Genomic DNA, 24,081 nt, shown 5'->3' on the forward strand with positions numbered 1-24,081 from the left:
ATGACGGAACCAAGCTTGAGGGATAAGTTGTCCAAGGTGATGGCGGAGCGCTCCGCGAATGCAGAGCCGCAGCCCGAACAATTGCCGGAGACGGAGAAGCCCCTCACCAAGCAAGAGGAAGCGAATGCGGAATGGAAAGCCTTTTACGCCGCAGTTCGAGCTCAAATGTTGAAAATGCGCGAATAATCGCCTATAAAGGAGACTATCGGAGGATATGCTCCATTCCAATGCAGCCTGCCCGGTAATTATTGCCCGGCAGGCTGTATGTTTTTATCCCCCTTTACAAAAATAATAGAATTGTATCCCTCACTTGTTTTTTTTTCGACCTCCTAGCCGCGAATCGGCAATTCTATAATAAAGGTGCAAGGCAAACAAGCAACATCATTATCGAGGAGGTCTTTACAAATGAAAAAGAGTTTTACAGCAATCGCCATGCTGCTCGTATCGCTCGTGCTTGTCATCTCCGCTTGTGGTTCGAACAACGGCGGGAACAATGCTCCGGCAGCGACCAACGAAAGCACGAAAGCACCGGAAGCAACGGCTGAGCCAACTCCGGCAGCGAAAGATGTAACGCTGTCCCTCCGCCATACACAAATTAAAGAAACAAGCAAAACGCGTCTGGGCATCCTGGAAGACGTTGTAAAGAAAACGCAAGATGAGAACCCGGGCCTGACCTTCAAGCTTGAAGGCATTGACGAAATCGTCAACCGCGATCAAAAGCTGAAAGCGGAAATGACTGCCGGCAATCCTCCTGATATCTTCGAAGTATTCGGCGGTTCTGACCTGAACCTCTATGTAAAAGCAGGCCGCATGCTCGACCTGACACCTATCCTTGATGAACTTGGCATTAAAGACAAATTCGCAAGCCTTGACGAATTTACAGTTGACGGCAAAGTATACGGCCTTCCTTTCGGCGGATACAGCGAAGCGATCTTCTACAACAAAAAAATCTTCTCCGATCTTGGCCTTCAAACGCCAACAACTTGGGAAGAATTGATTGCTGTAGCTGACAAAGTAAAAGCTGCAGGCATTACGCCATTCGCACTTGCTGCGAAAGACGGCTGGGTTAACGGCATGATGTGGAATACGGTTATGGAACGCAACGTAGGTATCGACGCGATCAACAAGCTCGTTACTGGCGAAGCGAAATGGACGGATGAGAACTTCGTTAAAGGTTTTGCATCTTATGCAGAACTGGTAAACAAAGACTACTTCACTAAAGGTGCACTGGGTCTTGCTTACGCGGATCAAGGCGCGCAATTCCTGTCCGGCAAAGCTGCAATGGTATTCACAGGCACTTGGGATGCTAACCGCTTCTCCGGTGAAGAAGCAGGCGACCTGAAAGGCCAAATCGGCTACTTCGGCTTCCCGTCCATCGCTGGCGGCGCAGGCGACCAAACTTCGATCAACGCATCGTACTCGAACGGCTTTGGTTTCTCCGCTAACCTTGACGCTGACAAAGTAGCGGCAGTTAAGAAATTTATTGCTAACTTCTACACAGAAGAAGTACAAAAACGTACGCTGGTTGAAGACAAATTGCTGCCTTCGATGAAATTGTCCGACCTGTCCGGCGTTGACCCGCTTACGACTGAAATCTTGACGGTAATGGCTAATGCATCTTCCTCTTGGAAAGCTTATGATGCAATCGTACAACCGGCTGTAGGCGCTGAAGTAAACGTAGGTATTCAAGAGCTGATCGGCAAAGTAACGACGCCAGAGAAAGTGGCGGCAAAAATTCAAGCGGCTCAAGAGAAAGCTAACGCTGCGCAATAATAAGCAATCATTGATAGCTTGGCATTGCAATCGATCCTGATGGACGAGAGGGTGTCCCACGGGGACACCCTCTTTTTCTTTCAAATCCCATTGCCTGCAGCAAGCAAGTATGAGGAGGAAATCATGAACAAGGCGCTCAGAAACCCTATTACTTATATAGCGTTCATATTGCCGACGCTCGCGCTTTATGCCCTGTTTTTCGTATACCCGGTTATCGTATCATTCATTTACGGCCTGTACCAATGGGATGGCATTACGGACAAAGTGTTCATTGGTCTGGACAACTTTATCCGCCTATGGACAGATAAGGTGTTTCTGAAATCGCTATTAAACAACTTCTATTTCCTGGTCTTTTCCTTAGTGGTGAATATTCCGCTCGTCTTCCTTATTTCAATTGTAATTAGTAAGGTAAGCCGTATGCGTGATTTCTACAAGTCGGCCGTGTTTGTTCCCGTCGTTATTTCTACAGCTACGGTCGCTATTTTGTTCGGCGTATTGTACAACTACGATTCCGGCTTGATCAACCAGTTTATTCGTCTGATCTTCCCGGAAAGCTGGGCTAGAGAATGGCTCTCGGATCCGAAACTTGCCATTCTGTCTATTCTGATTGCTAATGCATGGCAAAATGTCGGCTTCTTCATCGTACTTTGCTTAGCCGCAATTCTGAATATTCCGAAAGAAATTGTGGAAGCTGCCAAAATCGATGGCGTTAACGCTTGGAACGAGACGTGGACGATTACGCTTCCGCTTGTACGCCCGATCTTGTTCGTTATGCTTCTCTTGTCCGTGTCGGGGACGATGAAGGTGCTTGATATCGTTCAAATTATGACCAACGGCGGTCCTTTCCAGTCGACGGAGGTTATGTCCACCTACATGCTGAAAGTCGGCTTCCGCTCCATGGAGCTTGGCTACGGCAGTGCAATTGGTGTGGCAATGTTCTTGATCATTCTCGTGCTTACCTTCATCCTGAATCGAGTCACTAAGCATGAGGAGGTGCAATACTAATGTTGAAATTCCGCAAAGGGCAAGTTGCCAGCCATACCTTCCTATGGGCATATGTATTGTTCACCCTGTTCCCGCTCGTATGGCTCTTGATGACTTCCTTCAAGACGAACCGTGAAATTACAGTCAATACATGGGCGTTTCCGACGTCCTTCAATTTCGATAATTATAGAGCAGCATGGGAAACGGCCAAAATCGGATTTTATGCCTGGAACAGTCTTAAAGTAACAGTCATTGCATGTCTAGTTACCGTCCTGTTCGCAGCGATGACTTCCTTCGCGCTGTCGCGCATGAAGTTCGGCCGGGCCAATAAGCTGGTCTACAACTTCATTATGTTCGGCTTGCTCGTACCGTCTGGCGCTTTGTTCATTCCGCTCTATCGCTTGATTCAAACGCTGACGACGGAATACGGCATCAAACTTTATGATTCGCATCTTGGTCTGATTTTGGTATACTCCACTTATGCATTGCCGATTACCGTCTTTATTATTTATGCGTTTATGCTATCCATTCCGAACGAGCTGGAGGAAGCCGGCATTATGGACGGGCTAAGTGCTACGGGCATATTTGTCAGAGTCGTTCTCCCGATTTCGATGCCGGCGCTTGTTACGGTAACGATTCTAAGCTTCATCGGCAACTGGAACGAATATATATTATCTCAGCTATTCATCACGTCCGAGACGCTTCGTACGCTGCCAACGGGCATGGCCAGCTTTAACGACGGCTACCGCACGAACTTCGCTTCGTTGTCCGCGGCCGTCATTATAAGCATCATTCCGGTTCTGATCGTGTACTTCTTCTTGCAGCGCCAGATTATTGAAGGCATGACGGCAGGAAGCGTCAAGGGCTAACCGCAATTTCGGAAGGGGCCCCATCCAGATGAACTTGAGACCGAAGCTGATGCTTGCTTTTATCCTTCTCATTCTAGTTCCCATGATTGGTCTCGGCATCGTCTCCTTTCTCAACTCGGAGACACTGCTGGAGAAGAAATACAGCGAGCAGACGGAAATTTCGCTCAAGGCAGTAGGCGGGAACATCAAGTACTTCTTCAAGGAGCTCGAGCAGTTGTCGGACGGCAATCTGACGAGCTCCGAAGTACAGGATACGCTGCAGTACAGTACCCTTCCCCGTGACGATGCCAGTACGCAGATCGCCATCAACCAGGCGCAAAAGGAAATGAACCGCATCCTGTTCCAGCATCCAGCGGTCAGTTATGTGGTTCTCTATTCGAACGACGGCACGATGTTCCGTTCATACCGCAACGATCCGACGACTTTTCGACCTATTACATTCGAACAGCTGAAACAGCAGCCGCTTTATGTGGAGACGAAAAAGCTCGGCGGCCGCTCCAAATGGATCGGTCCTTATGAGGAGCGGCAATTGACGGGCGTTGAACCGCCATTATTTACGCAAATGAGGCTGGTGAAGGATTACCAGACGTTCTCCGACATCGGATTAATGATTACGCAGTACAAGACAGAAGAAGTTTATTCGATGCTCAACACCTTTCTTAATCCGCATGCGGAAGGCCGTGATTCGCGGTATGTGATCGTGAATCAGGAGGGCCTTATTTTGCTAGATAGCAACAAACAGCTGGAAGGCGAGCAGCTAGCCGATTTCACAGAAGGCGATTTGCAGCGTACGAACAGTTATTCCAGCTCCAGAATCAAGTTCAATGAGATCGATAGTCTCGTATCCGCTTATAATCTGGACCAGAGCGGATGGGTTCTCGTATCCGTCAAATCATGGAATAGGCTGACGAATGAGAATGTAAGGTTCGTGCAATGGATCGGAATGATTACCGTTCTGTGCGTCATATCCGCTATTTTGTTCAACGTATTCTTCGTTAATCGGGTTGCGAAGTCGATCATCAAGGTCGTTCGTAAAATGCGGCTAGTCGAGCAAGGCTTGCTCGACATCCGGGTGAAGGCGCAGGGCAAGGACGAGACGGTTCTGCTGGCGAACAGCTTCAACAGCATGGTCGAGCGAATCGGTGAGCTGCTGACGGAGGTACGAACAGAGCAGGAACGGAAGCAGCATGCGGAAATGATGCTGATGCAAGCGCAGATCAAGCCTCACTTTCTGTTCAACACGCTGGAATCGATCAATGCGCTGGCTGCTCAGAATGAAGGCCGTAAAATTATGATGATGGTGCGCCAGTTGAGCAATTTGCTGCGCACAACGCTGCATGATTCGGAAGAAATCGTCATCAGTCAGGAAGTCGCTCATGTTCGCAGCTACTTGGAAATTCAGAAATACCGGTTTGAGGATTTGTTTACTTATGAATTGAATGTAGATGAAGAAGTGTATGAATATACGATCTTAAAGCTGACGCTTCAACCGCTTGTCGAGAACAGCATTCAGCATGGCTTTGAAGGTTTGGAGGACGGTAAGGGCGTCATTACGATCGACGTCCGGGTAGAGGCGCATCAGATCGTATTCTTGGTCAGCGATAACGGGGTTGGAATGAGTGAAGCCAACCTGATCAAGTTTGGCGAGCGCAGCAATAAGTCCGATAAGCGCCGAAATGCCGCCGAATTAGGAGAAAGGCGCGGCCTTGGTCTTCGCAACGTCGCGGATCGGCTCCGGATTCATTATGGCCCGGCCTACGGGATGATGATCTGCAGCGCGGAAGGCTATGGCACCGTCATTCGCTGTACAATTCCGAAAAGCAGGGGTGAACGGTTATGACAGGCAAAGTGCTATTGGTAGACGATGAGCCGCATATTACGCGAAATCTGGAAAAAGTCATTCCCTGGGAGATGCTCGGTCTAACTGTTGGAGGTACGGCTAAAAACGGGATGGAGGCGCTTGAGCTGCTAGAAGCGCAGCCCTTTGACCTCGTTCTTTGCGATATTCGCATGCCGATCATGGATGGCCTGGAGCTCGTGAAGCATATTCGGGAGAAGGGCGCCGAATGCGACATTATTATGCTTTCTGGTTACCAGGATTTTGCTTACACACGAGCTGCCATTCAATATGGCGTACAGGACTATGTACTGAAACCAATTCCTTATGACGAGCTTACCGGCGTTATTGCCCGGGTAATGTCCAGTCAGCGGATGAAGCAGAAACAGCTTACCGAGGAGCGTCAGAAGCTTGGCCGAATGATCGATTTGGCTAGCGAGAAAATATTGTACGATATTCTAATGGACTATACAGAGCTGACGGACAGCAACTGGATGATCGCCGGCGACGAGCAGGCGATCCGGGAACAGCAATATGCGTTAATTGTGCTTGATCTCGACGTCAGCTCCGAGCGGACGAAGGATTGGCGGGAATGGTCGGATAAGGAACGCAAGCTGTGGAACTTTGCCGTGTGCAACGTGCTGCGTGAGAAGCTGCAGCAAAATGGCTTTCACCATGCCGTCATTCAAATTCGTGACGGAGAATGGTGCGTTCTAATTGAAGCTGATAAATCGCAGCCCTTCGACCTAGCGCAAATTAATGGCTGGGCTGAAATGCTGTTGACCGCTGTGAAAAACCACGTCAAATTGTCGCTTTATGCCGGCATTTACCGGGATTATGCCCCTGTAGACTCGCTATCTCAGGCGTATAAGCTCGTCCAGCAAGGGATGCAGCTGGCACCGCATCAAGAGACGATCGCAGTCTATCCGGACTGCGAAGCCGGTTCTTCGCAGGAGGATCAAGCATTCTGGGATACGTCCGAGAAGCTGATCGGGGCGGTCAAACGCGGGGACACCTCCGTTGTGGATGCTGAACTGCGGCGAATGACGCAGCAGCTGCAGGGGATGAATGAGTCCCTGATCGGCCGTTTCAAGCCGATGCTTCACTTCTTCGTATTGAATTTGATGCGGGAAATGAAGGAGATGGGCATCTTCTCTCGTGATCAGGAGGATCTGCTTTGGAGGAAGCTTGACCGGCGCTTCGGAATTAAGGATTTGCTCTCGGTTATTTTACAAGTAACGCGGGCAGTGGCGGATAAGTCTACGGATAAGAAGAAGCAGTCGGAGAGATCGATGGCGGAAGCCAAGCAGTTTCTGGATCGCAACCTGTACCGCGATTTGAGCGTGGAGGAAGCGGCTACCCATGTCGGACTGAGTACATCCTACTTCAGCTTGTTGTTCAAACAGACCTTTAATGAAACGTTCATTGAATATGTGACGCGGCAGCGGATGGAACGGGCGAAGACGATGCTGGCGGACTCTCATAAAAGTGTAGCGCAAATCGCGAAGGAAGTCGGGTATGCGGAACGGCGTTATTTTACGAAAGTGTTCATGAAATATACCGGGGATAACCCGACCGATTATAGAGGCAAGCATCAGCAGCCCGATGGCGGAATGATGGATCGATAGACTACAGGGCGATTCGGGAGAGAAGAGCGGAGGTCATAGTAATGGGGAAGCAAGATGATTGGAAAAACTGGACGCTAAGAGAGAAGGTCGGTCAGCTGTTCGTCTTCGGATTTCACGGGCATGAGCCTAGTGATGGAATCCGTCATCTTATCGAAACCTACGGCATCGGAGGGACGATTTATTTTTCCCGCAACGTTGAGACAGCCAAGCAAGTACACGGATTGTCTCATTCGCTAATGCAGCTTGCTCAGCAAGCCGGCAAGCCGAATTTGCTCGTTGCAATAGACCAGGAGGGTGGCATGGTGGCCCGTCTTGTAGACGGTGTTACGCTAATGCCTGGCAACATGGCGTTAGGGGCGGCTGGCTCTGCGGAAGGAGCCGGTGAGACCGCACGCGTATGCGGAGAGGAGCTTCGGCTTCTAGGGGTGAACATGAATTATGCACCTTGTCTGGACGTCAATAACAATCCGGACAATCCTGTTATAAATGTCCGGTCCTACAGCGACCGGTCAGATGTTGTAGCCGAGCTCGGCACTGCGGCTATGCTAGGGTATCAGGCTGCTCGCGTAGCCGCGACGGTCAAGCATTTTCCAGGGCATGGCGATACGGCTGTCGATTCCCATCACGCGCTGCCGGTCATAACTCATGGCCGGGACCGGCTGGACGCCATTGAACTCAGGCCTTTCCGCGCAGCCATTGCGGCGGGCACAGCTGCCATTATGACAGCACATGTCGTGCTGCCGGCATTGGAGCCGTCCGGCAAACCGTCTACGCTTTCGCACAGCGTATTGACCGGTTTACTGCGGGAAGAGCTTGGCTATGATGGCATTATCGTGACGGACTGTCTGGAGATGGACGCCATCGACCGGTTTTACGGTCCTGAGAAGGGTGCGGTTGAAGCGATTTCTGCGGGTGCAGATATGGTGCTCGTCAGCCATACGTTCGAGAAGCAAGTAGCAGCGCTGGAGGCAGTGGTTGCCGCTGTAGAGAACGGAACGCTGTCTGAGGAGCGGATTGAGCAATCGCTCGCCCGCGTGATGAAGCTCAAGCAGGAGCTCGTTGTAGACGAGCCGTTGGCCGCTTGGGAGCAAGCGGCAGCAGGCTTGGCGACAGAAGCCAATCGGGCGGTAGCGGTAAAATGGAGCGAGGCCTCGGTGACGCTTGTCAAAAACGAAGGCGGCTTGCTTCCATTGAAACGCGGCGCAAGCACACTTGTGCTTTGGCCGGACATTAAGCCGGTATCGGTAGCTGATGAAATCTTGTCCAGCGACGGCACCTTAGGCACCCACCTGCAGGGCCGGCTGGACAACTTGACGGAGCGGAGCATGAGCGGCAGCGATCCGCTTGCCGATCTGGAGTCGTTCGAGCAAATCGTCGTCGTGACGTATGATGCGACTAAGCATGAACTGGAAGCACGGAGCGCGCAGGAAGTCGTTGCCCGTGCAGGCGGCCGGACGGTGGCGGTATCGGTACGCAATCCGCTTGACCTGAACGTCTATCCCCAAGTTGCAGCGTATGTAGCTGTCTATGAATGCCGTCCTTTGGCGTTGGCATCGGCAGCGAAGGTACTGACCGGCGAATTGAAGCCGATAGGGAAACTGCCCTTGGAACTGTCGGCGGCCTATCCATTTGGCTGGAGCGCAGTTAGTGACGAGTAACTAGGCAATGAACAGCTGGAAATGACAAGCTCACCCCTAAAGTATACCTCTTCGAGCAGCATGAAGGGCATCCTTTAGGGGTATTTTGCATGGAATTTTATTGTTATTATATTATCTATATTTTGTAAATTAAGATGTAATAAGTAATAATTTATACGAATTATGCCTTATTATTGGTGGAATTTGATCGTTCTTGCCCTTCTGGGAGGGTACAAGCTCGATTGCCAAATAGCCATAATTATATTACATTTACGATTGCTTCCAACCGTTGGCAACTATTATAGTTAGATAAAAAATATAGCAAGCTGGGAGAGAGAGAGTCTACCTTATGATGCTGCATCACCTCCGGGCGCAGGATAAAGCATCGCTTAGCGTGATCGTGCTGTTAAGTATCTTCCTGTTTTTTGTCGGTATCGTTAGCGATTCATCGAAGATAAAGGATACCCCTTCGCCGGTCAAAGGTTTTTTGGACTTGAAAGAATGGGATTTAGAGCAGGACGGAAGGGTACCGCTCTCCGGAGAGTGGACTTTTTATTTCAGCTCGTCAAAGCCTCATGAGGTTTTTTTGAGTCCAACACCTGCTTGCGGTGAACACCTTTGTGTGCCGGAATTATGGAATCGTTACAGCTTTGAAGTTAATCCGTTCCGATATGTGACTTACGAACTCAAGGTGCAAATGGACGCTGTTCCTTCACCCCTGATCGGCTTGAGAATTCCTGCAATGCCGGTCCCCTATCAAGTTATGGCGGATGGTATGACTTTGGTCGATAACGGGGAAGAATTCGATCATAAAGAGCGGGCTATTGCGGCTTATTCATCACGAACCGTATACTTTAAACCAGCCTCCGAACAGTTCGATATTATTATGCAAGTATCTAACGGCTTGTTAGTGGGAGGGAAAGCGGGCTCCCCTATTGAGCTTGGAGGCAAGGTAGAGATGGCTTCACTGCGGGATAGGGAATTGGCGGGCATCATGTTTTTCATGGGGATTGCCATGATGCTTGGCTTATACAGCATAACCGTATATTTCTATAGGCGGGTCCAGCGGGCACATTTATATTTCGGTATCATCTGCCTGCTCGTCGCCATTCGGCTGCTTGTAGCCGATCAACTATTCGTTCAGCAGCTATTTCCTCAGGTTACGAATCAGATTATCATGCTGCTGGAGTACATAACCTATTATGCCGGCATCACTTTTGCGGTTCTGTTCATGAAGCATCTGTTTCCTGGGGAGTTCAATGCTCTAGCAGTAAGAGCTTTGACCATCACCGGCTCCTGCTTTTCGTTATCTTTGCTGGTGCTCCCGGCAGCTGTCTATACGAAGGGACTTCCGCTGTTTCAAGGCATTACATTAATCATCTGCGTATATTTCGCTTATGGTCTTATTCTGGCCGTTTGCAGGCGCAAAGACGGGGCATGTCTGCAATTATATGGCATCATTCTTATTCTAGTCGGTTTCCTTCATGACTATTTGCTCCAGAAGGTGGACGTGCCCATCGACAGGCCGATACTAACGATTGTGACACTTATACTCTTGTTGATTCAAGCTGCTGAGCTTGCCAGACGCCATTCCGAAGCCTATAAGACCTTAGATCGGGAGGATGAACAGCAACATTCTTCCAATTGCCAGAAGGATGATTATCTGATGCATGCCTCGCAAGAACTCCAATTGCCTCTTCAAGGAATTATTAATATCTCGCAGTCCATTCTGGATGGGCAATCCAGTCGAATGACAGATGAGCAGCTCCGCGGCATTCAGCTTATTTTGTCGATTTCCGGCAGACTGTCCACACAGATTAACGATCTGCTTGATTTCATAAACTTGAAGAACGAAACTTTGAATTTGCAAATCATCTCGCTTGATGTTAAAGCAGTAATTGAGTCTCATCTGCCTATTTTTTTGCGGCTTGTCGGTCACAAGCCTATTATATTAAAGACAGATTTCCCTGAAGCGCTGCCGCGGGTTGCTGCAGATGAAGCTCGTCTGCTGCAGATTGTGTACAATCTCGTAACCAACGCCATCCAATTTACGGAGCAAGGCCAGATATTGATCTTGGCCCGCGAGGAAGAAGGGTTTGTCCGAATTGTAATCCGGGATACAGGGATTCCATTGGAGGAGAGCGATCTTTCGGGCGCGAGTCTGGAGCCTTGCTGCCAACCGGAACAAATGGATGAGGGAGGCGGATTAGGGTTCACGGTTATGAAATTGCTCGTTGAGCTGCATGGCGGTGAACTATCAATCCGCTCTATCGTTGGGGAAGGCTCTGAAAGTTCCTTCACGCTCCCGATCAGCGCCGAGCAGGACGAAGCGGCGTACCTGTTCACTGATCTGCATGAAGATAACAGCCAATTGCTTGCCGTTGAGCGCGTGAACGCTGTTCAGCCTGTCATCGAAGACAGATGGAATGGCAATGCGCCTGTTATTCTGACTGTCGACGACGATTTGCTCAGTCAGCAGACAGTCAGGCAAATCCTGCAAAACGAGCGCTACCGGCTCGTATTTGCTTTCAACGCGCATGAAGCGCTTCGATATTTGAATGAATCGAACTTTATCGATCTCGTACTGCTGGATGTTACGATATCAGGCATGTCGGCCTATGAGCTTATCCGGCATATACGAGATAAATATTCGACCAGAGAGCTGCCTATCGTACTCGTTACGGCCAAGAAAGAGCAGGAGGACCTGCTCGCGGGCTATGCTTCAGGAGCCAATGATTTTTTGATTAAGCCTTACTTTGCTAATGAATTGCGGGCGCGAGTCAAAACGCTCTTGGATTTAAAGCGGTCAAATGATGCGGCCGCCGCGTCGGAGACAGCTTTTTTGCAAGCGCAGATCAAGCCTCATTTTTTATACAATACGTTAAACACGATTTTGGCCCTTTCGCTCGATGAACCGCAGCAGGCACATGATGTATTGACCCGATTAAGCCAATATTTGCAAAGAAGTTTTGCATTTAACGATAAAAGCAGGTATGTAAGCTTAAGTGACGAAATGGAGTTGGTCAAATCCTATTTGTACATAGAGCGGGTCAGATACGGTGAGCGGCTCAGCATCACTTACCAGATTGACGAAGCCTTGAACCTGCCAATCCCTCCATTCATCATTCAGCCGCTGGTTGAAAATGCGGTTCGCCACGGCGTTATGAAACGGAAAGAGGGAGGGAATGTGACGATATCGATTCGAGCCATGGGGGAGGAGATTATGATCATGGTTAGAGATGATGGAGTCGGCATTGATCCTTCCCGCATGGCTACGCTGCTCGATGAAAGTCCAGGCGGGCAGCGGGGGTTGGCTCTAGTTAATATTCATCGACGTTTGCTGCAAGAGTATGGCAGGGGGATTGAATTGAAAAGCGAGCCGGGTGCCGGGACGCAGATCATCATATGGCTGCCGGAATCGAAGGGAAATGCCGAAGGAGTGGAAATCAAGGGTGATTTAAGAAGGTGGATGTGAAGATGTATAGCAATCATATGATCAGAATAGGGGTTGTAGATGACGAACCTCCAGCGTTAAAGCGTATTAGCCGGCTGTTGGGTGAATTTCCGAATGTTGTAATCGCAGGCATGTACACGGATCCCGAGGAGCTTTTGGAGCACACGATTGCGGGGCAGTTTGATCTTGTGCTTCTGGATATGGAAATGCCGGAATTGCACGGTCTTGAACTGGCAAAGGAAATATATCGTCTTTATCCGACGGTCTATATAGCATTCATAACCGCTTACGAGCAATTTGCTCAGCCTGCCTACGACGTAGAAGCGATTGATTACATCATGAAACCGGTGCTGGAGGAAAATTTAACCCGTACGATTCGGAGATATATGCAGCGTAAGAGACAGAGTCAGGCTCAGACTCAAGATCATAGTCAGGAAAAGCCTGCGGTTTTGCCGGCTTCTTTTCGCTGCTTCGGCTGGTTCACTGTAACGACGGAACAACAGGAAATGATCCGGTTCCGAAATTCAAAATCGCGAGAGCTGCTCGCTTTTCTCCATTCGCATGGCGGTGATCCTGTTAGCAAAAGCAAAATCATCGAGGCGTTATGGCCGGGACGGGATAATGAAAAAGCGCTTGTGACCTTGCATACGACCGTGTATCAGCTTCGGAAAGACATGGAAGTGTATGGCTTGAAAGAAGTCATCGCACAGGAAAAAGGAGAAGGAGGAAGCTATCGGCTTCGCTTGCCGCCTATGTACGATGAGCTAAGCCAATTCCGGCAGTTAAGCGAAAGCTTTTGGAGGAATGGCCGTGTGGAGGATGCCCATCAAGGCATTAAACTTTACCAGGAAGGCTTGTGGAAAGAGCATGATTGGGAATGGGCGGTCAAGCTAAAATGGGAGACGGAAACAAGCTATCACAGTCTGTTGGAAGGCGCAATTGAGTATGAACTGGCGCAAGAAAGGTACCGCGAGGCGATTCCCTATCTGATGCTGAAAGCAGGGACCAATCCTTACCATGAGGAACTGCAGGGAAAGATCATCGCTTCGTTCCTGCTGGCTGAGGACAACGAGGGAGCTCTGAACCATTTCATTCGAACCTTGCAGTTGTTCAAAAGTGATTTAGGGATAGGCCTAATGTTTTCGTTTGATCAGATAACAAGAGATCCGAAGGCCTATTTATAACGGTTTTTTTAACAGCCTGGCGCAAGCATCAGGCTGTTTTTTGTGTTTTTTCAGTTATCTTTCAGTCCCGATTCGTATAATGAAGAACAAGTGTTGTCGATTAGTGGCGAATTGAATTATTGAATTATTGAATTATTGAATTAATCCATAGGAGTCGATTTGCAGGTGGGGAAATTTCAGCCGAATCAGAGCAATTGGAGCGGCATGTCGGATGAGAATTTAATTTCTTGTTACAACGAGGCGTTGGCGGCAAAGTGCGATGCGGATTTTATTGAGATCCTGCTCTGCGTAATGCGGGGCCGTGGATTGAAAGTTGATTATCCGTCGGAAGAAGTAAAGTAAACCCTATTGTCCTGAATAGAGACGAAAATTCGCTCATGCGCCGTTGCAAATGGCGTTTGGCCAGCACTCATAAATAGCAAGTCATCATGAGATAAACCGAAAATAGAGAAGACGAACGTAACGAACTTAGTCGAGCTGCGACACGCAGGCATCCAGAATGAGGAGGAGATTTAGTGTCAGCCCCTATGCGGTATGTGCAATTCGGAATCGGCGGAGAGAGCTACGCCATTCCGATCCAAGAAGTGAGCGAAATTATTCGTGTTCAGGCGATAACGGCTATTCCGGCCGGCCGCGAGGACATGATCGGCGTTATCGAGCTCAGAGAAAAGGTTGTTCCGATCATCAGCTTGCGAAAAGCCTTTGGTCTGCCGGATGTGCCGCCGATGAAGCAAGCGAGAATTGTTGTGGTTCGTAGAGGGATGGAACATATAGGCATAGTCGTAGATTGCGTATACAAAATTGCAAACGTAAGCGGCATAACGGCATCACCAGAACGTTTTGGAAGACGAAACGGACATTACTTAAGCGGGATGTGCCTGACCGATATGGGGATGGTTGCTTTATTGGACATGGACAGGCTGCTGCTGCATGGTTAGGAGGCCCGCAGGTGATTAGTCGAAACGAGTTGAAAGAGGAGCACATGAGCCGCGAGAGCCATACAGCCATTGTAAGCGGCGAGAGACTAAAGCGGCATGTGAAGCTGTTGGGCGAAATGATGATGGATCAAGCGAGATTGCATCAGGCAGCCAGAATGGTGAACAGCAGGAAAAGTCAGCTCGAAACGATCGGGCACGCTGAAGGCATGGATTATTTAACCGAAGTGACGGCTGACTTTCACCAGCAAGCGAGAAAGCTGAGAATGATGACGCCGGACCAGTTAATGCACAGTTATCCGCGGATCGTCGATGATTTATCTCATGCTTTTGGCGGGGGGGCTGGTATAGAAGAGGAGGAGCTATCGGCCTTGGATCGTTCTCTCATCGAGGATATCGGGGCATCGATTAACCAGTTGATCCGTATGGGAGCCAATTTCAACAGGGAAACACAAACGTTTCAATACGTTGGAGCAAGTCCGGAAGCTGGCGCAGCTTCGAAAAGGTATGACGGCATCGTGGCGGTACCGTCCCCTATGGCTTCATCAATAGATAAACGCACATATTTGACATACGAGCCGAGACTGCATGAAAAACAACATGCGGAGTAAGGGGAAACGGGGAGGAATACGAAGGTGAGCTGGTTTATCAACCGTCGGATCGGCACAAAATTGTTAGTCGTTTTTACACTGTTCGGGATTATACTGACAGCTATCGGGGGATTTGGGCTTTTCAACTTATATCGATTGAATGACAGCCAGATGAACATGTACACCAACAATCTTATCGCTGTAGATGAGGCCCATAAGGCCCAAAGCGATTACGCCCATCTAAGAATATATATCCGGAATATGTATATGTCGACGGATGAAGCGGAGCGGGAGCAGGTGCTGCAGGAAATTCATATGACCAAGGCGGAGCTGTTAAAAGATATCGAGAGCTACAGGTCGGTTAATCTCAGCAAAGCAGCGCTAGAGGCGATTGCGCCATTCGAGGATGCTTGGTCAACCTATTCGACCTTGTTTGATACGGCTGTCAATTACAATCTCGCAGGCGACAATGAACGGATGAAAAAGCTTATTGACGGCGAGTTGAAGTCTAAGGGCGAAGTGCTGCGCGAAATTTTACAGGAAAATGTGGAATTAAACGTAGCGGCGGCTGAGGAATCGTATAAAAAAGGACAAGCGCTATTCTCCTCTGCATTCGTCATTACTGTTACCGTCATCGTACTGGGCATTGCAATCTGCATAGCGCTTGGCATTATTATTACGAGATTAATTGCGAAGCCGCTCTCCCGCATCGTCAATCTTGCCAATAAAGTGGCGGAGGGAGATTTACGGGAGAAAGCTGAGCTTCAGTCCAAGGATGAAGTGGGCGTGTTGGCGAAGGCGTTCAATGAAATGATCGAGCGGCTGAACCAGACGGTGGGAAGCATTATTAATTCCTCTCATAACGTCGCATCAGCTGCGGAGCAAATCTCGGCAAGCACACAGGAGATGGCGGGAAGCAATACGAACCAGGCCCACGCCGCCCAAACGATACATGCATTATTCGGTGAGCTGACCAATGCGATTCAGGCGGTTGCCCGCAGCACGGAAAGCGCCTCTGAACTATCGGACTCTGCTATTGGCGTTGCCCGGGAAGGCAGATTGATCATCGATTCGTCAGTCAGAAGCATGAGCGGCGTTCGTGAGCAAATGTCGCAGCTGGAGCAGGATTCGCATCAGATCGGCGATATTATTGAGGTCATTGAGGAAATTGCAGACCAGACCAACTTGCTTGCGCTTAACGCTGCTATTGAAGCGGCTCGTGCGGGAGAGCAAGGGAGAGGCTTCACTGTTGTAGCTGACGAGGTGCGCAAGCTGGCGGAGCGCAGCGGAACGGCAACGAAGCAAATTACAGCTATTATTAAAGGCATGCAGGAAAATACAAAACGAAGCGTAGTTGCCGTTGAGGAGAGCGCTACCCTGTCCAATCAAACGGGAGATGCTTTTGAGCAAATTGTGCGGATGGTGAACGAAACGGGACAGCGAATTACGGAAATTGCCGCAGCCAGCGAAGAGCAGGCGGCGCAAGCCGAGAACGTGCTGGTGACCGTGGAGGAGATTTCGGCGGCTACGGAAGAAGCGGCTGCCGGCAGTCAGGAGACTGCGGCTACCGCACAATCGCTGGCGCAATTGGCTGACGATCTGCAGCATTCGGTATCGGCCTTCAAAACGGCGAGTTAATGGATTGAATACCTTTTATAGAAGAGCAACGGACCTGTGGTGTGTGGGTTCGTTGTTTTTTTTGTTGAAGAAGACCTGAAGAATAAAGAAAGATAGGGATACTGATAATGAAGACAGTTCGAATGAAATAAATTTAAATAGTCATATTGACAATAATGAAAGTTTGGCATATACTGTTGATATCAGGAGGTGAGCGAAACCAATGGAGAACGAGAAGAAGAAATATCGGACGCCGGACGGACTGCCGGTCGACATTGCGATTTTTACCATATTATCATCTGCCAAATCCGGCAGCTACCGTATGGTGGCGCAGCGTGAGCTGCATGTACTGTTGGTGAAGCGGAGCCGCGAATCGGAAGCTTATCCTGGCTGCTGGGCGCTGCCGGGCGGATTTTCCGGAGAGGAAGAGACGCTGCAGGAAGCCGCATACCGGGAGCTGAAGGAAGAGACGAATGTCGACCGGAACGTGATGATTGAGCAAGTGAAGACAGTCTACTATCCCGGCCGCGACCCGCGGGGATGGATGCCCTCAGTCGTCTACTGCGCGTTAGTGCAGGAGAGCCACTTGCGAAATTTGGCTGCCGATACGGATGCCGAAGAAGCAAAGCTTTTCCCAATTGGAGAAGCTCTCGGACTGGAGCTGGCCTTCGACCATAATGAGCTGTTGAACGATGCTCTGGAGCATATTAGAAGGAAGATGATGACAACGACGATCGCTTCAGAATTTCTGCCGGAGCACTTTACAATTCGTGAGCTGTATCAAGTCATTCAAGCGGTGGTGCCTGCTTTCGAAGAAGATATCGCGAATTTCAAAAGGAACCTGCTAGCTACGAAAACAAGAAAAGGACTAATCAGCGAGTCTCTGGATGCCAATGGCGCGCCACGAACAAGTGACCGGAACTCGAATCGTCCTGCACAGCTGTACCGGTTTTCTGGTTATGAACCGAACATATCAATATATAATTCCAGTTTATTCTAAATAATAATAAACAGCCTTTCCTCACCGCTTGCGCCTCCCGGCGTGCGCGGTAGGGAGAGACAATTTTCGTCGGATTTTATATAGTCAATACGACAATAAAAATGAGCTTGGGGGAATTAATGATGTTAAACACGCTTCGCAATAATCCTTTACTTTTAACGGATAGCTATAATTTGTCGCATTACCGTTTGAAATGCAACATGGATTGGGAAATCAGCCATATGTATAACCGGAAGGAAGGTATGGTGCTTTATGGTCTTCGCGAAACGGTAACAGAGCTGCTCGCGATTCGGATTACGGAGGAGCATATTGCCGAAGCGGAGCAATGTGCGGCCAGACAAGGGCTTACTTTTCCTTCGGAGCTGTTCCACCGTGTTGTGCGGGAATGCGGCGGTTATGCGCCAATAGCGGTAGAATCGCTTCCCGAAGGCACTTGGTGCCCAGCCGGTACGCCATTTGCCCAGATCTGGAATACAGTAGAAGGCTTTGGCGAGCTGGTAACCTGGTGGGAAGGCGTATTCATGCATGCTTATTTTCCAAGCGCTTGTGCGACCGAAGCGTTCCGTATGCGGCAATATTTGGAGGAGAAGCGGGAAGAACAAGGGGAAGGCGAAGGGTTTATGTGGAGATTGCATAGCTTTGGATTTCGCGGCCACCGGAGCTTGGAGGATGCATACTGGGCGGGTACGGCATGGAATCTGTCGCTGCAAGGGACGGATGATTTTCACACCACGGCTCATACGCCGGGGGCAGTTATCGGCAGTATTGCGGCATTAGCTCACAAAGTGACGCAGCAGTTTGATGATGAACTGGAATGCTTCCGTCATGCTATTGATGCAACGGCGGATGCGGGTGAAGGAGTTGTAGCTCTAGTTATTGATACGTATGATGCTAACCGTGTCATTCGCGAATATTTGCCGCTGCTTGCTTTGCAGGCAAGGGAAAGAGGAGTCCGCATCGTATTGCGGCCGGATAGCGGCGATGTACTACAGCAGGCCGTTGAGATCTATAAAATCGCGGAAGCTGAAGGGTTTTTGGGGGAGACCGCCGTTATTATTGGCGAGGGGATGGGCTTCCGGCAAGTTAAGGCGTACGATGCGGAATTGGAGCGCCAGGGTGTACCGCTCGCTTTCGTATCGTACGGAGTTGGCGGCGGATTTTATCATAATCTGAATCGGGATACGCTGGGCTGGGCGATGAAAACCGCGTTCAGCAACGGCAAAGCACGAATGAAGTTTTCGATGGAACGTATGAAGCGCAGTATTCCGGGTGAAGTGAAAGTCGTCCGCCAGGCGGGACGTTTGATTGCAATGACAGCTGCTGAGGCTGGGGCAGAATGCTTATATGAAATGATTTACCGTCATGTTGGCGGAGACAGCGGTCCTCAATTGCTGGCTGCCGGACCGGAACATTGGAATGAAGTTCGCGATCGGATGCATACAGAATTAACAGCGGAGCATCAAGCTCAGACCGCAATCGAATTGTCGGATGGCATACAGGTGCTCGTGCAGCAATTGGCCGAACAATATTTATAAGGCAGTGAATGTAGACGGGGGTAGGTGCAGATGGAGAAGGAGCAAGGACAGGGACAGGGGCAAAAGCCATTACCGATGGAAGGGAAGGCGTTTCGTTACGGTTTTGTGTTAGGAAGATTCCAGCATGTTCATGCCGGGCATGAGCTTATGATCGATACAGCGCTTAACGTATGTGACAAAGTGCTTGTGCTAGTCGGTTCGGCTCAGTTGGAAGGCACGCTGCGCAATCCTTATTCTGCTGGAGTGAGAATAGATTTATTGCGGCGATTATACGGCAGCCGAATTGAGTTGGCCATGCTGCCCGATTACAGTCATGAGAATGACCATAGCCACGCTTGGGGCAAGTATTTATTGAAGGCAGCTCGGGACTATGGACGGGAGCGGGGATATCATGAGCTTGACCTGATGGTATATGGCAGTGACGAGGAGCGGGCTGCTTGGTTTTCCAAGGAGGAGTTGAACGGTGTCGCACAGCTCGCACTGCCCAGAAACAGACAGCCAATCAGTGCTACTCGGCTTAGAGAGGCACTCGTCCAGGACGATCGAAAGTTCTGGCAGCAGCATATGAATGAAGCGCTGCATAGTGAGTATGATAGACTCCGAGCATTGCTGCTGCAAACCCCGGAATATCAGGTACAGGTTAAGTAAAAAGGAAGACGAGCAAGCGCCGCGTTGAGGAAGAATCTCTCTGAAATACGTTAAAAGTAAATTATTTCTTCTATTGAAGTATGTATGACAAACAGGACTATAGTGCTCACGTGTTACTATCCTAGAGGTTGTTGAAAGTAACTATAATCGAAAGTAATAAGAAAAGCCGACTGCTGATAGATGCTCAAGAGTGTGCTTCAATCCCGGTGCAGAGTAAAGAAGGGGTTAAAGATACATCTCGCACGGACAGTTGGAAAGCAGCTATAGAGCAGGTCCAGTCGCCAGTAGTTAGAGCAGCTATGAAATTTAATAGTAGTTGAGTTAATGTTCTGACTGCTGCTATAGCGAGTGTGACGAGGTTGGACCGCCGATGTGCGACCGAGCACCGCGTGCCGCGATGGCACCACGCGCCGGAGGCGCGCGCGGTGCGGAAAAGGTGTATTTTGCTGCTACCTGCTGCGAACAAACAGCGATTAGCGAAGCAGATTCGCTATATAATGAAGCAAACTTCGCTGTGGAGAGTCACTGACGGGAGTCAAATAGTAAATAGCGAACCTTATTTCGCTCTTCATGAACTTACGTTCTCGAAAAGCGAAATAAGGTTCGCTGTAGGTTGGGGTGCACTAGTATCGGCTGCTATAGCGAAATTAGCTTCGTAATATTGCGAAGCTGCTTCGCTAATTGGTCTGGAGCTGCCTATTTATCCAGGCGCCGCTCCTCATTCCGGAACTACTGGACCATCCCATCCACGACCCTGACGCTGCCTAACTATAGTGGCTCGGACAGCTCGTCGAGCGTTTTTCCGAGGCTGGGCGCCAGGTGGAGCAGGAACCACTGCACCTCGGGCATGCCGAGGCGCTCCAGCGCCAGCTCCGTCTGCCCTTTGGCGACAAGAAACTCGCGGTTGCCCGCCGATAGCTCGCTCAAGCATTTCAAGTAGGCGTCGAGCAAATCCGCCGCCTTCACTAGCGCATAGAGCTTCTGCTCCTCGGCCGACAATCTGTCATCCTCCGGCTTTATAAGCAACGGCGAGTACGCAGCTTGAAGCGGCTCCGGCACCATACCGAGCAGCCGTTCGGCGGCCATCGCTTCGATCTCGCGGAAGCTGGAGAGCATCTTCGGATTGTGATGCTTCACTGGCGTCGGAATATCGCCTGTAAACACTTCCGTCGCGTCATGGAAGAGCGCGATTGTCACCGCCCGATCGGCGTTATATGACGCATCAAATACGTTGTTCCCAATCTCGCAAAGCATATGGGCGAGCAGCGCCACATGAAACGTATGCTCCGCAACATTTTCTTTCGTCGTATTGCGCATGAGACTCCAGCGCTCTATATATTTCAATCGATACATGTAGGCGAAAAAAGGACTGTTAAGCTCTCCGGCTACCGGATTGTTATTGCTTTCATCCATTGGTTTAGCTCCTTCCGGACTGTTGTTTCTGCTCCAAGCATATGACGATTTATCGCACTATGCTATTATAAGGCTAAAGAAGCGCCGCAACCAGATCATAGAAAAAGAGGGATGGCTTACGCGTCAGTTTGGCTTGGAATTTAACCGTTATTTCGAGAAATGGATGTTTCTCATTATCCCGGGATCACTTATCCTGGGTTTTATTTTTGCCAATGTTCTTCAACCGATGGTTCATGCGGTACCGTATTTATTCGCTTATGTAACGCTGGCGATGGCGATTGGCTGCGGTCTCGGCCAGCTTAGAGACGTACTGAAAAAGCCGGGCATCATCATATGGACGTTACTGCTGGCACATCTTATATCGCCTTTATTAGCCTATGGCCTCGGAACCGCACTATTTGGCGCGGACTCGCCCTATGTTGCAGGACTCGTCCTTTTCACAATTATTCCGCTAGGTGTCTCAACCGTGCTATGGGTGGGAATGTCCGGCGGCAGCGTGCCGCTCGTACTCGCGATGGTCGTGCTGGACTCGGCGTTAAGTCCGCTGGTCGTACCTGCCGGGCTGCATTTGTTCTTCAACGCATCTGTTGATATTAAGCTGACACCGCTTATTGTCGACTTGCTTATTATTATCGTTCTGCCGACCGTTGTTGGCGTGTTTCTACATCAAGTTACAAACGGCCGTATTCAGGAGCAGACCAAGCCGATTGCCGCACCGATCTCGAAGCTTTGTTTTGTAGCGGTTGTCGGGCTGAACGCATCTGCCATTGCCCCTTATGTAGGACAGCTCAAACAGGACATGCTAAAGCTGGTGCCGCTCGTGATCATTCTTGTGGCCTTATGTTATGCTGTGGGTTTCCTCGGTACGTTAAAATCACGGGACAGCAGCGTTCAAGTGACCGTATCGTATGCAACCGGCATGCGCAACATTTCGCTTGGTATCGTACTCGCGCTTGGCTATTTCAGTCCGCTGACGGCAGTGCCCGTCGTGCTCTCCATATTGGTGCAGCAGCCGCTGGCAACCGTTCATCATTACGTTTTACAAAAACTTAACAAACGAAAAGCAGACAGATTACCTGCCTCCCATGTACGATAGTACGAGGTATGCCCTTATCTTTGTTTCTACACAACTAACGACGATGGAGTGAATGGAATGAACAGCTTCCGCAATCGGCTCACCTTTATCATGATTGCCATGATTGCCTTGTCGGTTACGGCAGCAGGGTTTATTATGGCGAAGACATTCAAGGAAACGCATATCAATACGCTGGAAGACAGCATGGTTCGCGAGATGCAAATTATTTTGGCGAAAATGGATTGGAAGGAAGGCGATCCGGCTTCGCTGATCCCGTATTTCTCCAGCGAAGCCGCTATGCTGAAGAAATATACAGGAGAACGAGTCACTTTTATCGCGGGAGACGGTACCGTACTTGGTGACTCTGATCATGCGGCGGCGACGATGGACAACCATATGAACCGTTCGGAGGTGCTTGAAGCCCATGCCAGCGGTATTGGCCGGGAAATCCGGCACAGCGATACGCTGAATCAAAACTTGCTATACGTAGCGATTGCTACCGATCCGTCTAATCCGCAGTCTAGCGTGATCAGGTTGGCTGTAAGTCTTGCGGATGTGGAAGGGAGCATTTATCAGCTCTGGACTGTGCTCATCATAGGCTTGCTTATTTTATTTCTGGTGGCGGCCTTTATCAGCTATCGGATCGCGCTTAGCCTGACTCGTCCATTGGAACAGATTACCCGGGTCGCGAAGCAGATTAAAAATATGGATTACGATGCGCGAGTAACCGTCAGAAAGCAAGGCGAAATCGGCGAGCTCGGCAACGCGATCAACGCAATGGCCGAAAGCCTGGACGTGCAAATGACGCGTATTCGCGAGAATGAAAGCCAGTTGGAGAGCGTTCTGGACAACATGATCAACGGCGTTGTCATGATTGACGAGACCGGAAAAATCGTGCTGATCAGCCGCCGCGCTGAAGAAATTCTCGGCTTCTCGTCGAAGGAGCTCGTCGGCCGCAATTATGCGGAAGCCAAGCAGCAATATGAGCTGTCGCAGATGATACAAGAGGGACTCGCCGTTCGGGAGCATATCCGCGAGGAGATTAATTTCTATTTCCCTGAAGAACGTTTGCTGGAGCTTAACCTAGTGCCGATCTACCATGAAGGCCATGAATTTGGCGGCGTGCTGCTCGTGCTGCAGGACGTAACCGCTATTCGCAGGCTGGAGCGGATTCGCAGTGAATTTGTGGCGAACGTCTCGCATGAGCTGAAGACGCCAATCGCAGCAGTGAAGGGCTTTGCCGAGACGCTGCTTGGCGGCGCGGTGAAGGACGAGGAGACGACCCGATCATTCCTGCAAATTATTTTTGACGAAAGCGACCGGTTAAACCGGCTGATCGGCGATATTTTGGAGCTGTCGAAGATCGAATCCAGGCGGGTACCGCTTTATTTTTCCCCGGTGGAAGTGGATTCGTTCGTCCAGAAGACGGTTACGCTTATGGAAACGGAAGCCGCCAAAAAATCGATCCGGCTCGACGTTCAAGCCGAAGGCGGGCTTTACGTAGAGGCTGACGAGGACCGGTTGCGGCAAATTATGATGAATTTGCTGGCGAACGGCATAAATTATACACCTGAGGGCGGTAAAGTTTCGCTCACAGTGGAAGGCATCGACGAGGATCATATCCGTATTAAAATAACGGATACTGGCATCGGCATTCCAAAGAAAGATCTGCCGCGTATTTTCGAGCGGTTTTACCGGGTGGACAAGGCGCGTTCGCGCAGTTCAGGCGGTACTGGCCTGGGACTTTCCATCGTTAAGCACTTAGTCGAGCTTCATAAGGGCACGATATCGGTAACGAGTACAGTAGGTGTTGGTTCGACATTTGTCATCGAGCTTCCCGTGCTCCAACAGTAGCCTTCGCGCCTGAAGCTGCACAAGCTTCAGGCGGGTGGTCCCGATTTC

At 49.9% G+C, this 24,081-nt stretch carries 19 protein-coding genes; 18 read left to right on the forward strand and 1 reads right to left on the reverse strand.

Annotated features, from left to right (window positions below; translation table 11 throughout):
* The 16 genes from IEX98_RS00620 (at window position 1) to IEX98_RS00695 (ending at window position 19,691) form a co-directional block, all read left to right on the forward strand.
* Window positions 1-186 (forward strand): hypothetical protein, encoded by a 186-nt coding sequence (locus IEX98_RS00620; RefSeq protein WP_188887019.1) that lies wholly within the window; start codon window positions 1-3, stop codon window positions 184-186.
* A 219-nt stretch (window positions 187-405) separates the two neighbouring features.
* On the forward strand, window positions 406-1,773 hold the full coding sequence (locus IEX98_RS00625; RefSeq protein ID WP_188887020.1) for an extracellular solute-binding protein: 1,368 nt from the start codon (window positions 406-408) through the stop codon (window positions 1,771-1,773).
* A gap of 123 nt (window positions 1,774-1,896) precedes the next feature.
* Window positions 1,897-2,778: a carbohydrate ABC transporter permease gene (locus tag IEX98_RS00630; protein ID WP_188887021.1), complete on the forward strand. Its 882-nt coding sequence runs from the start codon at window positions 1,897-1,899 to the stop codon at window positions 2,776-2,778.
* Window positions 2,778-3,626 carry a carbohydrate ABC transporter permease gene (locus IEX98_RS00635; protein WP_188887022.1) on the forward strand — a complete coding sequence of 283 codons (849 nt, stop codon included), beginning with the start codon at window positions 2,778-2,780 and terminating at the stop codon, window positions 3,624-3,626. Before IEX98_RS00630 ends, IEX98_RS00635 begins: the two co-directional genes overlap by 1 nt.
* A gap of 28 nt (window positions 3,627-3,654) precedes the next feature.
* Entirely contained in the window at window positions 3,655-5,466 is a 1,812-nt protein-coding gene (locus tag IEX98_RS00640; RefSeq protein ID WP_188887023.1) for a cache domain-containing sensor histidine kinase, read from the forward strand.
* Entirely contained in the window at window positions 5,463-7,091 is a 1,629-nt protein-coding gene (locus IEX98_RS00645; protein ID WP_188887024.1) for a response regulator, read from the forward strand. The genes IEX98_RS00640 and IEX98_RS00645 overlap by 4 nt, the downstream gene beginning before the upstream one ends.
* Before the next feature lie 41 nt (window positions 7,092-7,132).
* Window positions 7,133-8,749, forward strand: coding sequence for a glycoside hydrolase family 3 protein (locus tag IEX98_RS00650; RefSeq protein WP_188887025.1), 1,617 nt, complete (start codon window positions 7,133-7,135; stop codon window positions 8,747-8,749).
* 328 nt (window positions 8,750-9,077) lie between these two features.
* Window positions 9,078-12,203, forward strand: coding sequence for a hybrid sensor histidine kinase/response regulator (locus tag IEX98_RS00655; RefSeq protein WP_188887026.1), 3,126 nt, complete (start codon window positions 9,078-9,080; stop codon window positions 12,201-12,203).
* Between the two features lie 2 nt (window positions 12,204-12,205).
* Entirely contained in the window at window positions 12,206-13,366 is a 1,161-nt protein-coding gene (locus tag IEX98_RS00660; protein ID WP_188887027.1) for a response regulator, read from the forward strand.
* Between the two features lie 165 nt (window positions 13,367-13,531).
* Window positions 13,532-13,708: a sporulation histidine kinase inhibitor Sda gene (gene sda, locus IEX98_RS00665; RefSeq protein WP_188887028.1), complete on the forward strand. Its 177-nt coding sequence runs from the start codon at window positions 13,532-13,534 to the stop codon at window positions 13,706-13,708.
* Window positions 13,709-13,881: 173 nt separating this feature from the next.
* Window positions 13,882-14,304, forward strand: coding sequence for a chemotaxis protein CheW (locus tag IEX98_RS00670; RefSeq protein WP_188887029.1), 423 nt, complete (start codon window positions 13,882-13,884; stop codon window positions 14,302-14,304).
* An 11-nt stretch (window positions 14,305-14,315) separates the two neighbouring features.
* Window positions 14,316-14,912, forward strand: coding sequence for a hypothetical protein (locus IEX98_RS00675; protein ID WP_188887030.1), 597 nt, complete (start codon window positions 14,316-14,318; stop codon window positions 14,910-14,912).
* Between the two features lie 24 nt (window positions 14,913-14,936).
* On the forward strand, window positions 14,937-16,529 hold the full coding sequence (locus IEX98_RS00680; protein ID WP_188887031.1) for a methyl-accepting chemotaxis protein: 1,593 nt from the start codon (window positions 14,937-14,939) through the stop codon (window positions 16,527-16,529).
* A 202-nt stretch (window positions 16,530-16,731) separates the two neighbouring features.
* Complete coding sequence (locus tag IEX98_RS00685) at window positions 16,732-17,508, forward strand: NUDIX hydrolase (protein ID WP_188887032.1); 777 nt, start codon at window positions 16,732-16,734, stop codon at window positions 17,506-17,508.
* Window positions 17,509-17,627: 119 nt separating this feature from the next.
* On the forward strand, window positions 17,628-19,043 hold the full coding sequence (locus IEX98_RS00690; RefSeq protein WP_229691917.1) for a nicotinamide phosphoribosyltransferase domain-containing protein: 1,416 nt from the start codon (window positions 17,628-17,630) through the stop codon (window positions 19,041-19,043).
* Between the two features lie 30 nt (window positions 19,044-19,073).
* Window positions 19,074-19,691 (forward strand): adenylyltransferase/cytidyltransferase family protein, encoded by a 618-nt coding sequence (locus IEX98_RS00695; protein ID WP_188887033.1) that lies wholly within the window; start codon window positions 19,074-19,076, stop codon window positions 19,689-19,691.
* Window positions 19,692-20,459: 768 nt separating this feature from the next.
* Here the strand turns inward: IEX98_RS00695 and yfbR are convergent.
* Window positions 20,460-21,104, reverse strand: a complete 645-nt coding sequence (gene yfbR / locus IEX98_RS00700) for a 5'-deoxynucleotidase (protein ID WP_188887034.1) — start codon at window positions 21,102-21,104, stop codon at window positions 20,460-20,462.
* A 133-nt stretch (window positions 21,105-21,237) separates the two neighbouring features.
* On the opposite strand from yfbR, the gene IEX98_RS00705 reads away from it, so the two are divergent.
* Together IEX98_RS00705 and pnpS are read left to right on the forward strand one after the other, a co-directional pair.
* Window positions 21,238-22,200: a bile acid:sodium symporter family protein gene (locus IEX98_RS00705; protein WP_308421727.1), complete on the forward strand. Its 963-nt coding sequence runs from the start codon at window positions 21,238-21,240 to the stop codon at window positions 22,198-22,200.
* Between the two features lie 57 nt (window positions 22,201-22,257).
* Window positions 22,258-24,033, forward strand: a complete 1,776-nt coding sequence (gene pnpS / locus IEX98_RS00710; protein WP_188887035.1) for a two-component system histidine kinase PnpS — start codon at window positions 22,258-22,260, stop codon at window positions 24,031-24,033.
* Window positions 24,034-24,081 lie beyond the last annotated feature (48 nt).

Origin of the sequence: Paenibacillus radicis (ex Gao et al. 2016) (assembly GCF_014641555.1) — a bacterium.
Classification (GTDB): Bacteria; Bacillota; Bacilli; order Paenibacillales; family Paenibacillaceae; genus Pristimantibacillus; species Pristimantibacillus radicis.

Excerpts from the sequence above, each read along its gene's own strand:
- IEX98_RS00620 (WP_188887019.1), top strand. The coding sequence starts at position 1 with ATGACGGAACCAAGCTTGAGGGATAAGTTGTCCAAGGTGATGGCGGAG.
- IEX98_RS00625 (WP_188887020.1), top strand. The coding sequence starts at position 406 with ATGAAAAAGAGTTTTACAGCAATCGCCATGCTGCTCGTATCGCTCGTG.
- IEX98_RS00630 (WP_188887021.1), top strand. The coding sequence starts at position 1,897 with ATGAACAAGGCGCTCAGAAACCCTATTACTTATATAGCGTTCATATTG.
- IEX98_RS00635 (WP_188887022.1), top strand. The coding sequence starts at position 2,778 with ATGTTGAAATTCCGCAAAGGGCAAGTTGCCAGCCATACCTTCCTATGG.
- IEX98_RS00640 (WP_188887023.1), top strand. The coding sequence starts at position 3,655 with ATGAACTTGAGACCGAAGCTGATGCTTGCTTTTATCCTTCTCATTCTA.
- IEX98_RS00645 (WP_188887024.1), top strand. The coding sequence starts at position 5,463 with ATGACAGGCAAAGTGCTATTGGTAGACGATGAGCCGCATATTACGCGA.
- IEX98_RS00650 (WP_188887025.1), top strand. The coding sequence starts at position 7,133 with ATGGGGAAGCAAGATGATTGGAAAAACTGGACGCTAAGAGAGAAGGTC.
- IEX98_RS00655 (WP_188887026.1), top strand. The coding sequence starts at position 9,078 with ATGATGCTGCATCACCTCCGGGCGCAGGATAAAGCATCGCTTAGCGTG.
- IEX98_RS00660 (WP_188887027.1), top strand. The coding sequence starts at position 12,206 with ATGTATAGCAATCATATGATCAGAATAGGGGTTGTAGATGACGAACCT.
- IEX98_RS00685 (WP_188887032.1), top strand. The coding sequence starts at position 16,732 with ATGGAGAACGAGAAGAAGAAATATCGGACGCCGGACGGACTGCCGGTC.
- IEX98_RS00690 (WP_229691917.1), top strand. The coding sequence starts at position 17,628 with ATGATGTTAAACACGCTTCGCAATAATCCTTTACTTTTAACGGATAGC.
- IEX98_RS00695 (WP_188887033.1), top strand. The coding sequence starts at position 19,074 with ATGGAGAAGGAGCAAGGACAGGGACAGGGGCAAAAGCCATTACCGATG.
- yfbR (WP_188887034.1), bottom strand. The coding sequence starts at position 21,104 with ATGGATGAAAGCAATAACAATCCGGTAGCCGGAGAGCTTAACAGTCCT.
- pnpS (WP_188887035.1), top strand. The coding sequence starts at position 22,258 with ATGAACAGCTTCCGCAATCGGCTCACCTTTATCATGATTGCCATGATT.